Raw genomic sequence first — 14,210 nt, forward strand, 5'->3', positions numbered from 1 at the left:
TCTCAAACCATGGTTATCAAGGCTATAAACCGTGTTTTCGAAAGCCACGCGCAACCGGAGCCTTATCATGGACAAATACGACCGCATGCTCCTCAGCGCCCTGCTTGAAGATGGCCGTGCTTCCTACGCGCAACTGGCGCGCACCGTGAACCTTTCCGCCCCCGCCGTGGCCGAACGCGTGGCCAAGCTTGAGGCCAGCGGCGTGATCACCGGCTACCAGGCCAAGGTGGATTTATCCAAAGTGGGCTTGCCGATTCAATGCGTAATCGAACTGCGGCTGACCAATCATGGCAGCCAGAAGGTGTACGACGCCCTGGCAGAGATACCCGAACTGACCGAATGCCACCGGGTCACGGGCGACCCATGCGTGATCATGCAAGCGGCGGTGGGCTCGATGCCCGAGTTGGAGAGCCTGATTAACCGCGTAGCGAAGTTTGGGTTCAGCAAGACCTCGATTATTTTGTCCAGCGCGATAGAACGGCGGGTGCCGTTGGGGCAATTGGAAGCCAATGGGAAAAATGCTGGCTGAGCGATCGTTCCCACAGGGATCGCGTACTGCCCGAGCGACGCGGTCAACTGTGGGAGCTGGCTTGCCTGCGATGGCGTCAGTGGCCTCACCGAAGAGTCGAACGCTGGACGATCAAATCGACTATCTGCTCGATGGTCGTGATGTGATCCCAATCCTCCTGCGTCGCTTGCAGCTTGAACTGCCACTTGATCTGCATGACAAAGCAGGTCACGTCGTCATCAATGATGTCGAAGTCATGGATGAAATCGGTGTGCTCCGTCACTTCGCTTCGGTCGATAAAACCGATGATATCCACGAACAGCTGGATCACTTTTTCGCTGATGTCGGCTCTGGCCAGGCTACCTTCCATTTCTCGCCTCATAGGCACACTTACCAATACTGACCAGGTCAAAGACTGCAAGCCCGGCAGCGACGAAGGGCATGCCTCGCCCGATGATGCCAAATACCCGCACCGTGCCAAACGTTGCCTTTGCCATTCTGTCCATGGTGGGTTGCCTGATCAACGTACGAGGGAAAAAGCGCATTCCGATCAGGCTAGCCAGGTTCGTGGTTTTGCTGGAGCCGACGTGAACCCAAGCACCCACCGCAATTTTGCTTATGGGTATGCCCGCCGCGTCAGTGATCACTGTGGCTGCCGTGAGGCCGTAGTGTTGCTGTGTACATTTCCAGAGTTCATCAAACGTCGTATCGGGCGCAACGGGGTCAGCGTGAATCGGCTTGAGTAACTGGTAATGAGGGCCATGACTCCAACCTGGCAAACTCGGCAACACCATGACTGCCGGGCAGCTTGTCATCGTGTTGCCCACATGAAACGCCATGCTTGAACTGGAACCCAGATCAATGCCATTTGATTCAAGTTCCAACTTGCTTCGCATGATCGCTGTATGAAGGTCGCTTTCCTGCATGTTCTTTGTCCCTGTGCGTGAATGACACACAGAATGGTAGGTCGCAGTAAAACGTGATGGATGAGTAAAGAAGAAAACCAGAAAGGTCCTAGCTCATAGACGGATTTGACCTACCGACCATTCAGCGCTCAGGTGCCTTGTTTGCGTCGGATTCGGTAGCCAGTCTCGCCCTGTCATCGAATGCTTGGTGACCGGACGTGCAAGTCCGACGCCCAGGCCCACGCGTCGGACGGTGTGATGAGATGCGTTGGGTGGAGATGGCGAAGGGGGTGGTGGGCCAGGCGTTGGAGTGCCCACAGCCTCGATAAACGACGCATAACCCAAGTGGGAGCCGAGCTTGCCCGCGATAGCGGAGGGTCAGGCAATAAATGGCTGGCTGATACGCCGCTATCGCAGGCAAGCCAGCTCCCACATGGGAAATCCAGTGTTCTTGAGGCAGTAGCCGGATCAGAACCCGCGCTGTTTGCTGATCGTTCCCACGCTCTGCGTGGGAATGCCGCCCTGGACGCTCTGCGTCCACTCTTAAAGTCGTGACGCGGAGCGTCTCCAGATGCATGCCCACGCGGAGCGTGGGGACGATCAAACGACGCATAACCCCTGTGGGAGCCGGGCTTGCCCGCGATAGCGGAGGGTCAAGCAATAAATGGCTGGCTGATACGCCGCTATCGCAGGCAAGCCAGCTCCCACATGGGAACTCCAGTGTTCTTGAGGCAGTAGCCGGATCAGAACCCGCGCTGTTTGCTGATCGTTCCCACGCTCTGCGTGGGAATGCCGCCCTGGGCGCTCTGCGTCCACTCTTAAAGTCGTGACGCGGAGCGTCTCCAGATGCATGCCCACGCGGAGCGTGGGGACGATCAGCGCCAGGCCTTAAAACCCGCGATGTTTCTTCAGGTGCTCATTGATCTTCGCGGCCGGCACTTTCTGCAAGGTGCACAGCAAGTCATGGGACAGCTCCCGCAAGCCATGAGTCTGGCGCAGTTCCTGGGCCAGGTGCGCTGTGAGGTTGGCGGCCATTTCCGCATCCGCCAGCGCCCGGTGAGCCTGGCCGGTGTGGGGCAGTTTGGCGTAGGCGTTGAGGGTGCCGAGCTTGTGGTTGGGCGCCGCCGGCATCAGGCGGCGGGCCAGCAGCAGGGAGCAGGCGAACTTTTGCAGGCGGGTGCGGCGGATCAGGCCCAGCTCAAAGTCCCAGAACTTCTGGTCGAACGCGGCGTTGTGCGCCATCAAGGGCGTGGTGCCGACGAACTCATTGACTTCGTTCATCACCCGTTCAGCCGGTGGCGCGCTGCGCAGCATGGCGTTGCTGATGCCGGTGAGCTGTTCGATAAACGCCGGTACGCGCACGCCGGCGTTCATCAGGCTCTGGTAGCGGTCCACGATCTGCCCACGCTCGAGGATGACCACGCCAATCTCCGTGGCCCGGCAGTGGCTGCTGGGGGTGATGCCAGTGGTTTCAAAGTCGATGACCGCTATACGTTCCAAACCTGTTCCAACTCCGTTCTACGATCTATTTGAGCAACAACGCGCCTTCGATCGGCACGTAGTGGCTGGCGGCGCGTATCAATGAGTTGGCCGTCAGCCCCGGCACGCCGTAGGCCACGGCCCGCACGCCATGCTTGTGGATGATGCGTTCGAGCAACATGTCGAAATCACCGTCACCAGAGGCCAATACGACTTCGTCGACATGGTCGGCGGCGTCCATGATGTCCAGCGTGATGCCCACGTCCCAGTCGCCCTTGGCGGAGCCGTCGCTGCGCTGGATATACGGCTTGAGTTTTACCGTGAAGCCCAGGTTGCGCAGGATCTGCTGGAACTGCTGCTGCTTGCTGTCGCCGCGGTCGATGGCATAGGCGTACGCCTCGACAATCTGCCCGCGCGCGCTGATGTCAGCCCACAGGGCGGCGTAGTTGAAGTGGCAACCATAGGCCTGGCGCACGGTGTAGTAGAGGTTTTGCACATCGGCGAACACTGCAATTTTTTTCACCGCACTTCCTCATGGACAGCCAGGCGCCAGCGCCCGGAAAGGGCGCCAGTATGCCAGCCAAGGGAGCGTTTCCGGGAAAAAATCAGACCGGAGCGCCGCAGCGCCCCGGGCCTGATGTGTCAGACGAAGGAATCGTCGTCGCCAAAGGAAGAGGAATCGTCGGAATAATCGCTGTCGGCGAAGCTATCGGCGTTATTGCTGCCCCAGCTGTCATTGCCGGCAAACGTCTGGTCATCGTTGCCCCAGTTACCTGAATCACTGGCCGGTGCCGGTTGTTCGATGATCTCCTCCACCACCTGCGGTTGCTGGTTGTGATGGAACAGGCTGCTGATCCCTTCGGCCAGCAACACCCCACCGGCCACGCCGGCGGCGGTCTTCATGGCACCACCGAGGAAGCCACTGCCGGCTGGCGCGGCTGCCGGTGCTTGCGCCGGCTGATAGTTCTGCTGGGGCGCTGGCTGGTTGAACGATGGCCGCGCCGGTTCACGCCAGCCGCCACCTGAGTTGCTCGGCGCAGGTTGTGGCTCACGGGAACCGCCGCCAAAGATGCTCGACAGGAACCCACCACCGCTGGCCGGCGCAGGTTGCGTGGCTTTGGCCCGTTGCAGCTCGTCCTGCAATTGCTGAATCTGCTGGGCCTGTTGCTTGTTCTGCGCGTCAAGACTCTGCAGCGCATGTTCCTGTACCAGAATCGACTGGGTCATGTAGTAGCCGACGGCAGGTTGGCGAGCCATATGCTCCTTGATCCGCGCTTCGGCCTGGGCGTCGCGGGGGGCTGAGTCCGTTTCGGCTTGCTGCAACCGTGAAAACAGTCCATCGATCAGGGTTTGCTCTTCGCTGTTCATGGCGACCTCGTTAGATTGCCGATAAAAAATTCCGGTCCCGCCTGTGATCAGGCTGGGGGCTTTCCAGTTATGGGGATGTTACGAGTTGTTTCAATGGTCTTTACTCAAGGTTTACGTTTGCGCCCCTTGGACCCTGATCGGTTAAAGTGTGGCCCTCTGCTTCCAGGCCTGTGATGACCCTGATGAATCCGTTAGACGTTTTGCGCGACTCCTTCCGCTTTACCCAGCGCAACCTGGGCGCCATCGTCCAGCTGTGCCTGCCATTGGTGATCCTCGAAGCCTTGCTGCAACAGGTGCTGGACCACACGCTGGGCCCGGATGCGTTTCCCGGCTACAGCGTGGTCGTAGGTTTGTTGGTGTACCCGCTGTACACCGGCGCCCTGATCCTGTTTCTCGACGCCCGCACCCGGGGCGAGTCGCCGCGCACCAAGGACGTGTGGGCCATGGCCTTGAGCCTGTGGCCGCGTTTTGCCCTGCTGACAGCCATGAGCACCTTGCTGATTCTGTTGGGGCTGTCGCTGTATTTCCTGCCGGGCTTGTGGCTGATGGTGGTGCTGGCGTTTGCCGAATACCTGCTGGTGCTGCGCGGCATGCCCGCCCTGGAGGCGATGAAGGAAAGCTTTCGCCTGACCCGCGGGCATTTCTGGCGCATCCTGGTGTGCCTGCTGTGTGTGATGACGCCGTTGTGGCTGCTCAAGGGCGCCAGCGTGGCGGCGTACCCTGAGCCCGCGCCGTTGCTGGGGTTGCTGATGGACAGCGCCCACAGCTTCCTGCAACTGTTCACCAGCGTGGTGCTGTTCCGTTTATTCATGCTGATCGGTGGCGACGCCGACGTGCGGTGATATGCTCCGTGGCTCTTCTGACACGCATATAAGCCGAGCCGATGACCCGTTTATTGCGCATAACCCTGTTGAGCCTGTTGATCATCGCCGGCCTGCTGGCCGCGCTGATCTACAGCCTGACCTGGCGCCCTGCCGACAAAGAGACCCTGCCCGTCAGCTGCGTGGCACCCCGCGCCCCGACACTGCTGCCGGGGCAGGCGCTCAAGGTCATGACCTGGAATGTGCAATACCTGGCCGGCAAGAACTACGTGTTCTGGTACGACACCCCGGACGGCAGCGGCCCGGACGATCGCCCCACCGTCGAAGACATGGCCTTTAGCCTCGACGAAGTGGCGCGGGTGATTCGCGACGAACAGCCCGACATCCTGCTGTTGCAGGAAGTCGACGAAGGCGCCAAGCCTTCCCATTATCAGGACCAGCTTGCGCTGTTACAGGAGCGTCTGGTCGACCTCTACCCGTGCAGCGCCCAGGCCTTCGACTGGAAAGCCGACTTTGTGCCCAGCCTGCATATCTTCGGCAGCGTCGGGCGCAAGCTCGCTACGCTCAGCCGCTACCAGATCGAACATGCCGAACGCCTGCAACTGCCAACCGCCGATGCCAACTTCGTCAGCCGGCAGTTCCAACCCAAGCCGGCCCTGCTGCTGACGTATCTGCCCTTGAGCGACGGAGGCCAACTGGCGGTGCTCAACACCCGCCTGGACGCCGGTGCGCCAGGGCGCAGTGCCCTGCGGGAGCAAGTGACGAGTACGGTAAGACTGCTGGATAAACTCGAAGGTCGCGGCACACCCTGGTTGATTGGCGGGGATTTCAACCTGCTGCCACTGGGCCAGTTCCTGCGCCTGGACGCAGAAAAGCGTGGCCAGTATTCGCCGGACAGTGAGTTGCATCTGCTGTGGGACAAGTACCCGATGATCCCCAGCAACAGCCAATCCAGTGGCATCGACCGCGAGAAATGGCTGACGCACTTCCCCAACGACCCAGGCCTTGATGGCCCGGATCGCACGCTGGATTACCTGTTCTACAGCTCGCGCGTCAAACGCGTGGAAGCCAAGGTGCGCCAGGAAGATACGTTGCGTATTTCCAATCACCTGCCGGTGATCGCCCGATTCCTGTTGCCTGCCGCGCAATAACCCCTAGGGTTTCAGGAGGGGCTTAAGCCACTCAAGGCTGGCAACCGTGGTGCCGGATGGGCGGTATTCACAGCCGATCCATCCTCGGTAGCCACGCTGCTCCAGCGCCGCGAACAAGCCAGCAAAGTCCATGGTCCCGGTGCCCGGCTCATGACGCCCCGGGTTGTCGGCGATTTGTACATGGACGGTCCTGTCGTAAAACTGCGCCAGCACCCCGGCTGGGTCGCCGGTCAACAACTGGGCATGGTAAAGGTCCAGAATCAGCCCGACACTCGTAAAGGTTTCCAGCACCTGCTGGGCCTTGCTGAAGTCAGACAGGTAATAGCCAGGCATCGCCTGCGGGCTGATGACTTCAATCAACGTTCGCAAACCCTGATCTTCAAGGTACTTGACCGCGTATTCCAGGTTATTGGTGTAGGCAAGCGCGCTCTCATCCTGAGGCGTGGTCACGCCCGACATGATGTGCACATCCGAGCAGTTCAGCGCCTTCGCATAGCGGGCCGCCTCGCGCAGCCCCTCGCGAAATTCCTGTTCATTGCCCTGCAAGGCAGCGATGCCTTTGGTCACGCCCGCTGGCGCTGCGAACTGAATCAACGGCAGGTTGTATTGGGCCAGATGGTCAGCGAGCAGGCTGGCGTCGAATTCATAGGGTGACGGGAACTCCACTGCCCTGAAACCGGCAGCGGCGGCGGCTTCGATGCGTTGCAGAAAAGGCAACTCGTTGAATTGGAAACCGAGGTGAGCATTGAACTTGAGCATTGGGTACATATCCATCCTGGGAAAAAACGAAATCATCAGCCTTGGGTATCGTTGGCGGCCGAATCCTTGATTCCAAGCCTTCAGGTAATGAGCCCAGCCTGCGTAAAGACTGGGAATGACTTGAACACTCAGGGCTTTCTGGGCTTGATCCTGGCCGTCGCTTCGGCCACCAACGGGTCATCCGGCCAATAATGCTTGGGGTATCGCCCCTTGAGATCCTTCTTCACCTCGGCATAGGTACTGCGCCAGAAGTTCGCCAGGTCCTGCGTGACCTGCACCGGCCGACGCGCCGGGGACAGCAAGTGCAACTTCACGGCCAGGCGTCCGCCGGCAATGCGCGGGGTGTCTGCCAGCCCGAACAGTTCCTGCAAGCGCACCGCCAGGATCGGCGGCTGCTCGCTGTAGTCCAGGCGTACCGATGACCCCGACGGCACTTTCACATGCTGCGGCGCCAGCTCTTCCAGGCGTTGGGGCAAAGGCCAGGGCAGCAGGTTGTGCAGGTAGCTAGAGATATCCAGATTGGCGAAATGGCTGAGGCGCGAGACCTTGCCCAGGTAAGGCATCAGCCAGTGTTCGAGGCTGGCGAGCAGGGCCTTGTCGCTGAGGTCGGGCCACTCGCTGGTGTTGCCGGCATCCAGTTGGCGCAGCAGCATCACACGGGCTTGCCACTGACGTAGTTCCGGGGTCCAGGGCAGCAGTTCCAGGCCTTTGCGGCGCACCAGGTTGACCAGCGCCTGGCTGCGGGCGGATTCGTCGAGGCCGGTCAGGGGTTCGCGGCTGAGCACCAGTTCACCGACTTTGCGTTGGCGCTCGGCACGCAAGACGCCTTCGCGCTCGTCCCAGTCGAGTTGGTCGACGTTGCGCACTTGCTCGGTCAGCACCGTGTCGAACAGTGCCGGATCAAAATCCGCCGCCAGGTAGATGCGTTCTTCGCGCTGGCCCTGGCGGCTGCCCAGGTCGGCGATCACCAGCCAGGGTTGTTTCATCAGGCTGTCGGCTTCGGCAAACAGCGCTGCGCGGCCATTGGCCAGGCGGTATTCAGCGCCACCGGGGCGACGTTGCTGGGCGACGCGGTCCGGGTAGGCCAGTGCCAGCAAGGCGCCGAGCCAGCGCGGGTGGTCGGGGTTGTCCACCGGCTGGGTCGCCTTGCCGCGCAGGTAGCCACGGTATTGCCGGGCCAGTTGCTTGGCGCGCTGCACGCCACCCTGGGTACCTCGCGCACGCTCCTCGCCGGACATCAGCGCCAGGCGGCTGTGCAAATCGGCACCGCCGCCGCGCAGGATATCGCGCTCGCCCAACAGCGCCGCCACGTCACAGGCGGTGGCGGCGAGCCCCAGGTCTTGGCCACGCAATAACAGGTGGGCAATACGCGGGTGGGCGGGCAACTCGGCCATCTTCTGGCCATGGGCGGTGAGGTTTTCGTCGTTCAATGCACCGAGGCGTTGCAACAGGTCCTGGGCCTGGGCATACGCGGCTGTGGGTGGCGCATCCAGCCACACCAACTGGCTGGGCGTCACGCCCCAACGGGCCAGTTGCAAGGCCAGCCCCGCCAGATCGGCGGCGAGGATTTCCGCGCTGCCATAAGCGGCCAGACCGTCATGCTGGTCTTCGGACCACAACCGGTAACACACCCCCGGCTCCAACCGACCTGCCCGACCGGCGCGCTGGGTGGCGCTGGCGCGGGAGATGCGCTGGGTGTCGAGGCGGGTCATGCCGCTGCCGGGGTCGAAACGCGGCACCCGAGCCAACCCGGCGTCGATCACCACGCGTACGCCGTTGATGGTCAGGCTGGTCTCGGCGATGTTGGTAGCCAACACCACTTTGCGCTTGCCGGCCGGCGCCGGGTCGATGGCGGCGCGCTGTGCATTGAGGTCCAGCTCGCCATGTAGAGGGCATAACAGCACGTCAGGGCGATCACCCAGGGCCTCGGCCAGTTGCTGGTTGACCCGGCGAATCTCCGCCTGCCCCGGCAAAAACACTAGCACGCTGCCGGCCTCGTCATGCAGGGCTTCGAGGACGGTTTGCACCACGCGCGGCTCGATAAACTCGCCGGCCTGATAGGGTCGCCCCCAGCGCATCTGCACCGGGAACATGCGCCCTTCACTGCGCAGGATCGGCGCGTCATCCAGCAAGCCGGCCAGGCGTTCGCCTTCAAGGGTGGCGGACATCAGCAGGATTTTCAGCGGCTGCTCGTCGCGAAACAGCTCGCGTCCGTTGAGGCTCAAGGCCAGCGCCAGGTCGGCGTCGAGGCTGCGCTCGTGGAATTCGTCGAAGATCAACAAGCCCACGCCGTCCAGCGCCGGATCGTCCTGCAGGCGGCGGGTGAGGATACCTTCGGTGACAACCTCGATGCGCGTGTTGGGGCCGACTTTGCTGTCCAGGCGAATGCGGTAGCCCACGGTCTCACCGACCTTTTCACCCAGTTCACTGGCCAGCCGCTCGGCAGCAGCACGGGCAGCCAGGCGCCGGGGTTCGAGCATCAGGATGGTTTGCCCGGCAAGCCAGGGCTCATGCAACAAAGCCAAGGGCACGCGGGTGGTTTTACCGGCTCCGGGGGGCGCTTCCAGCACGGCTTCATGGCGATGAGCCAAGGCGTCACGCAAGGCGGGTAAAACATCATCGATCGGCAACGAATTCATACTGGCTCCAAAGCAGAGCGGCGAGTATAACGGCGAACTGCCGGATGCCGATGCGGGTCTCAAAAACAGCCACTCTTGGGACTGGGAATGCAGTCAAAGGTGGGAGCTGGCTTGCCTGCGATAGCGGTATGACAGTTGCCACTGTATTCCCCGAGCCGACGCTATCGCAGGCAAGCCAGCTCCCACATGGATTCATCGGCGCCTGGCCGATCTGGCTTATAGTCACCCTTAAATATGTTCAGGAGACTTTTTCATGCGTATCGCTTCCCGTGTCATCGGCGGTGTCCTCGCCGTTACCCTGCTGAGCCAACTTACCGCCTGCGGGTCGATTTTCTACCCCGACCGCCGTGGCCAGATCGACGGCAAGATCGACCCGACCATCGCGGTACTCGATGCCCTCGGCCTGTTGTTCTATGTGATCCCCGGCCTGATCGCCTTCGGTGTCGACTTCGCCACGGGCGCCATTTACTTCGAGCCGGGCAAAACAGCTCAGGTTGACCCCCAGAAACTGCACGAAGCCATCGGCGCCGACGGCAAGGTCGATAACGCCAAGCTGCAAAGCATCATCCAGAAGGAAACCGGCCGCACCTTGCCGCTGGATGACCCGCGCCTGATCCAGTTCAAGGGCAGCGTGCAGCAACTGGCGGCCCTGGGCCTGCAGCCTGCCGCGTAAGGACAGCTCATGACCAGCAGCCCCGAACACGCAAGGCTCTTGCGCCTGGCCACCCGCGCCTCGGTGGGCGTGGCCTGTGTGTTGATTGTGACCAAGGCCATCGCCTGGTGGCTCAGCGGCTCGGTGAGCATGCTCGCCGGGCTGACCGACTCACTGCTCGACGGCGTCACTTCGCTGTTGAATTTGCTGGCAGTGCATTACGCCCTGCGCCCGGCCGATGACGATCACCGTTATGGGCATGGCAAGGCGGAGTCGCTGGCGGGGATGGCGCAGGCCTTGTTTATCGCCGGCAGTGCGGTGCTGATTGCGCTCCAGGCGTATGAACGGCTCAAGCACCCAGAGCCGGTTGGCGCACCGTGGTTGAGTATCGGCGTGATTATCTTGTCCCTGGCGCTGACCGTGGCTCTGCTGGTGCTGCAACACCGCGTGGTGCGCGAGACCGGCTCCAATGCGGTGCGCGCCGACTCGCTGCATTACCGCTCGGACTTGCTGCTCAATGGCAGCATCCTGATTGCGCTGGTGTTGGCTGGGGTGGGCTTTCATCAGGTCGACGCCTGGTTCGGCCTGGGGATCGCCGCCTACATACTGTGGAGCGCGATCCAGATCGCCCGGGAAAGCTTTGCGGTGTTGATGGACGAAGAGCTACCGCCGGATGTCAGCCAGCACATGCTCGAACTGGCCCGCGGCGTACCCGGCGTGCTGGGCGCCCACGACTTGCGCACGCGGGTTTCCGGCAACCACTGGTTTGTGCAGTTGCACCTGGAATTGCCAGGGGAATTGACCCTGTCGGTGGCCCACGGCATCAGCGACCAGGCCGCCGATGCCATCCACCGCGAATATCCGAAGGCCGAAGTGCTGGTGCACGCCGACCCGCGGGAAGTGGTCACCGGCAACAAAACCTAGTACTGCACCTGATACCCACGACTGCCCAGGCAGTTGCCCTGGGCCTGGCGGTAGGTTTGTACTACCGCAGGGTCCGGGGCGTAGGTAACGGTGCGCGGGTCGAAGCCACTTTGTTGCACCGCCCAGCGATAACAGTCGTAGCCGTCCTGCTGCACCTGGGCCGGGGACTGGCCATTGGCAGGATATGCCTCTACGTCATAGCCGTTGCCTTGCGGCGCTGGCTGGGGTGACGGCACCTGCGCCGGCGGCTGCACCACCACGTATTGCTGGGTGCTTTGCTCATAGGCGTAATAGGCGCCTGCGGCGAGGAACAACAGCGAGCCGCCTACCCACACTTCACGTGCGTAGTCCGGCAGGTAATGCACGCGAATGCCATAGGGCGGCGTCACCACTACGTAGCGTGGGCCTTGGGGGCGATACCAGTAGCCGCCGGAGAAAAAGTAGTCCTGGCCACGGTAAGGCACGCGGTAATTGCGATCGGGGAAACGGTCGATGACATATCCAGGGCGATGCTGCGGGCCTGGGCCCCAGCCATTGCCATGCCCGTCGGGGCGGCCTGGCCAGCGGTTATCACCGGGGCGATCGTTACTCGGACGCGAACCGGGGCCGCCGGCCTCCCAATGCCGGTTGTCATCGGGGCGTCTGGGAATATCACGGTAATAACCCTGGCGCGGCTCCTGGGTCTGGCGCACGGTATCGGGCCGGCCCTGGATCGGCAGGTTATTGGAGGGTTGCGGTTGCGGTGCTGGTCGCCCCGGCTCATGACCTTGAGGCCGACCTTGCCATTGGCCACCCTCGTGCTCGCCGCCACGATCACCCTGCGGGTTTTGTGGGCGTGGCTGATTGTGCTCAGGCCGTTGCCCCTGGCCCGGTGAGTTATCGCGTTCGTCGGCCATCGCCTGGGAGCCGACGCTGACCACCAGCAAACCAACACCTGCCATACGCCAGATGCGCTTCATGCTTTTCCTCACTGCGGATTGGGGCTTGATCATGAGACTGGAAAAGCCTCGCCCGGTTCTGAGACAGGTTATCAGTCACGAGAACTATTTTCTGAAGGCAAAACGCGCACAAAGAAAAAGGGGTGACCCGTCGGCCACCCCTTGAGAATTTCGTCCGTGCTCAACGCTTTTGACGTTGGCTCACCTCACGCCGTCTTGTGGACAGTGTGCAGCCTGGAGGCCGGCTCAACCCTGCTGGGGCGGCGGCCGCAACGGGCCTGATTGGGCGCGCTGCTGTGGACTGTTGTCCAGGCGGTGATTCTGTTGGTAATCATAGGCGTGCCAGGCGGGCAGAGGATTGCGAAGATTGCGTCAATAAACAGTGCTTGCGCAATTTTTAACCCTTCATGGATAATTAACCGCAATAGTTACGACAAAGGCCAACCCAATGAGCAAGCTTGACCGATACGACCTGAGTATTCTGGCGGAATTGCAGCGCGACGCGAGGATCTCCAACCAGGAGCTGGCCGAACGCATCGGCCTGTCGCCTTCGCCCTGCTCACGCCGGGTCAAGCAATTGGAAGACGACGGCTACATCGCCCGCCAGGTCGCCCTGCTCGACCGCAAGATGCTCGGCCTGAGCCTTACGGCCTACGTACTGATCGGCATGGACCGTCACACGCCGGAACGCTTCGAGAATTTCGAAGCCGCCATCCGCACCCTGCCGCAAGTGCTGGAGTGCAGTTTGGTGACCGGGATGGATGCGGACTACCAGTTGAAGGTGGTAGTGCCGGACATGGATCACTATCAGAAATTGCTTCTGGGGCATCTGACCCGAATCGAAGGGGTGACCAGCGTGCGGTCCAGCTTTGTGCTCAACCAGGTATTGAACAGCACCGAACTGCCCCTGACCCACCTGCGCACCTGAGAACAACGATGCTCAACTGTAGGAGCGAGCTTGCTCGCAAAAAACGTTAACGATAACCCGTGCCTCCTGAATGAACGCGGCGTCTGTGAGTTTTTCGCGAGCAAGCTCGCTCCTACAATGACATCAGGCCCCCCACAGTTTGACCGTGCAGGACTCAGGTCAATGTTGCGTCTGTGACGCTGCCGTATACTGCTCGCTTGTCTTGTCGGAAGAGCCCCATGAACAACATCGACCCCGCCCTGTTTGAAGAATGGATGATGACCGGCCTGGTCACTATCCTCATCATTTTCATGGGCTTCATCGTCTGGGACCTGGCGAAGAAGTCCAAGGCCGGGCGTTTTGGTTCGTTCATCCTGTTTTTCGTGCTGGGCCTGGGCGTGGCGGCGTTCATCATCAAGAGCGTGGTGATCGGCCTGATTGAATCCGGCGCCTTATAAGCGCGCCGGCACTGCCTTCCACTGGCCTTGATCCAAGCCGTCGATCGACCACTCACCAATACGCACGCGCACCAGGCGCAGCGTCGGCAAGCCCACTGCTGCGGTCATGCGCCGTACCTGACGGTTGCGCCCTTCACGTATCACCAACTCCAGCCAATACGTCGGCACGCTTTTGCGAAAGCGTACCGGCGGGTTGCGCGGCCATAATGCCGGCTCATCCAGTTGCCGTGCCTCGGCCGGCAAGGTCATGCCGTCGTTGAGTTCCACGCCTTCGCGCAGGCGTTGCAGCTGTTCTTCGGTGGGTTCACCTTCTACCTGCACCCAGTAGGTTTTCGCCAGTTTGTGCTTGGGGTCGGCAATCCGCGCTTGTAGCTGACCATCGTTGGTCAACAGCAGCAGGCCCTCGCTGTCACGGTCCAGGCGCCCTGCCGGGTAAATGCCGGGGATATCAATAAAATCCTTGAGGGTCGCGCGCCCACCTTCGTCGCTGAACTGGGTCAGCACATCGAAGGGTTTATTGAACAGGATCAACTTGGGCTCGGCCGGTGGCGCCTTGGCAACGCGGCGAGCGGCAGAGTGCGGTGGTTTCACGCCAGGACGGCGCGAATCAGGACGGCTGGGACGGGACATGGCAAAGGAACATCTAACGGTCAGGACCGACAATGCTAGTGGCCTGACCGCCAAATGACCATCCCAACCGC

General features: G+C 61.5%; 16 protein-coding genes. 7 read left to right on the top strand and 9 right to left on the bottom strand.

The annotated features are described in order from the left end of the window. Positions 1 to 67 precede the first annotated feature (67 nt). On the top strand, positions 68 to 529 hold the full coding sequence (locus tag OC445_RS03065; RefSeq protein ID WP_054918076.1) for an Lrp/AsnC family transcriptional regulator: 462 nt from the start codon (positions 68 to 70) through the stop codon (positions 527 to 529). A gap of 85 nt (positions 530 to 614) precedes the next feature. Here the strand turns inward: OC445_RS03065 and OC445_RS03070 are convergent, their stop codons facing one another. The 5 genes from OC445_RS03070 to OC445_RS03090 all read right to left on the bottom strand — a co-directional run bounded on the left by OC445_RS03070 (position 615) and on the right by OC445_RS03090 (position 4,260). Continuing rightward, positions 615 to 878: a hypothetical protein gene (locus tag OC445_RS03070; RefSeq protein WP_054918078.1), complete on the bottom strand. Its 264-nt coding sequence runs from the start codon at positions 876 to 878 to the stop codon at positions 615 to 617. Next, entirely contained in the window at positions 868 to 1,434 is a 567-nt protein-coding gene (locus tag OC445_RS03075) for a hypothetical protein (protein ID WP_054918081.1), read from the bottom strand. Before OC445_RS03075 ends, OC445_RS03070 begins: the two co-directional genes overlap by 11 nt. An 867-nt stretch (positions 1,435 to 2,301) precedes the next feature. Then, on the bottom strand, positions 2,302 to 2,913 hold the full coding sequence (locus OC445_RS03080) for a PolC-type DNA polymerase III (protein WP_054896175.1): 612 nt from the start codon (positions 2,911 to 2,913) through the stop codon (positions 2,302 to 2,304). Positions 2,914 to 2,938: 25 nt separating this feature from the next. Then, positions 2,939 to 3,415, bottom strand: coding sequence for an NYN domain-containing protein (locus tag OC445_RS03085; protein WP_003194396.1), 477 nt, complete (start codon positions 3,413 to 3,415; stop codon positions 2,939 to 2,941). Between the two features lie 119 nt (positions 3,416 to 3,534). Next, the gene (locus OC445_RS03090) at positions 3,535 to 4,260 is read right to left on the bottom strand and encodes a DUF2076 domain-containing protein (protein ID WP_054896176.1); all 726 of its coding nucleotides are present in this window, start codon (positions 4,258 to 4,260) and stop codon (positions 3,535 to 3,537) included. Positions 4,261 to 4,442: 182 nt separating this feature from the next. Here OC445_RS03090 and OC445_RS03095 point away from each other — a divergent pair, with 182 nt between their 5' ends. Together OC445_RS03095 and OC445_RS03100 are read left to right on the top strand one after the other, a co-directional pair. Continuing rightward, the gene (locus tag OC445_RS03095) at positions 4,443 to 5,102 is read left to right on the top strand and encodes a YciC family protein (RefSeq protein WP_032873246.1); all 660 of its coding nucleotides are present in this window, start codon (positions 4,443 to 4,445) and stop codon (positions 5,100 to 5,102) included. Positions 5,103 to 5,143: 41 nt separating this feature from the next. After that, a complete protein-coding gene (locus tag OC445_RS03100) occupies positions 5,144 to 6,232 on the top strand; it encodes an endonuclease/exonuclease/phosphatase family protein (protein ID WP_054896177.1) in 1,089 nt (362 codons plus the stop codon). A gap of 3 nt (positions 6,233 to 6,235) precedes the next feature. Here OC445_RS03100 and OC445_RS03105 read toward each other — a convergent pair whose 3' ends face one another. Beyond that, positions 6,236 to 6,991, bottom strand: coding sequence for a hydroxypyruvate isomerase family protein (locus OC445_RS03105; protein ID WP_198790887.1), 756 nt, complete (start codon positions 6,989 to 6,991; stop codon positions 6,236 to 6,238). Between the two features lie 128 nt (positions 6,992 to 7,119). Beyond that, positions 7,120 to 9,630: an ATP-dependent helicase HrpB gene (gene hrpB / locus OC445_RS03110; RefSeq protein WP_198790886.1), complete on the bottom strand. Its 2,511-nt coding sequence runs from the start codon at positions 9,628 to 9,630 to the stop codon at positions 7,120 to 7,122. 253 nt (positions 9,631 to 9,883) lie between these two features. On the opposite strand from hrpB, the gene OC445_RS03115 reads away from it, so the two are divergent. Continuing rightward, positions 9,884 to 10,303: a polyribonucleotide nucleotidyltransferase gene (locus OC445_RS03115; protein WP_089042503.1), complete on the top strand. Its 420-nt coding sequence runs from the start codon at positions 9,884 to 9,886 to the stop codon at positions 10,301 to 10,303. 9 nt (positions 10,304 to 10,312) lie between these two features. After that, complete coding sequence (locus OC445_RS03120; protein ID WP_089042504.1) at positions 10,313 to 11,206, top strand: cation diffusion facilitator family transporter; 894 nt, start codon at positions 10,313 to 10,315, stop codon at positions 11,204 to 11,206. On the opposite strand, the gene OC445_RS03125 is transcribed toward OC445_RS03120, so the two are convergent. Continuing rightward, positions 11,203 to 12,165 (bottom strand): DUF6515 family protein, encoded by a 963-nt coding sequence (locus tag OC445_RS03125; RefSeq protein WP_198790885.1) that lies wholly within the window; start codon positions 12,163 to 12,165, stop codon positions 11,203 to 11,205. The two genes, OC445_RS03120 and OC445_RS03125, sit on opposite strands and share 4 nt — an antisense overlap. A gap of 427 nt (positions 12,166 to 12,592) precedes the next feature. On the opposite strand from OC445_RS03125, the gene OC445_RS03130 reads away from it, so the two are divergent. Both OC445_RS03130 and OC445_RS03135 read left to right on the top strand, forming a co-directional pair. After that, a complete protein-coding gene (locus OC445_RS03130; protein ID WP_003194418.1) occupies positions 12,593 to 13,072 on the top strand; it encodes an Lrp/AsnC family transcriptional regulator in 480 nt (159 codons plus the stop codon). Positions 13,073 to 13,299: 227 nt separating this feature from the next. Beyond that, the gene (locus OC445_RS03135; protein ID WP_025999909.1) at positions 13,300 to 13,509 is read left to right on the top strand and encodes a DUF2788 domain-containing protein; all 210 of its coding nucleotides are present in this window, start codon (positions 13,300 to 13,302) and stop codon (positions 13,507 to 13,509) included. Here the strand turns inward: OC445_RS03135 and OC445_RS03140 are convergent. Then, entirely contained in the window at positions 13,504 to 14,139 is a 636-nt protein-coding gene (locus tag OC445_RS03140) for a pseudouridine synthase (protein ID WP_034126920.1), read from the bottom strand. The two genes, OC445_RS03135 and OC445_RS03140, sit on opposite strands and share 6 nt — an antisense overlap. Positions 14,140 to 14,210: the final 71 nt, after the last annotated feature.

Origin of the sequence: Pseudomonas sp. Pse35, from assembly GCF_024519715.1 — a bacterium.
In the GTDB taxonomy this organism is placed as follows: Bacteria; Pseudomonadota; Gammaproteobacteria; order Pseudomonadales; family Pseudomonadaceae; genus Aquipseudomonas; species Aquipseudomonas paracarnis.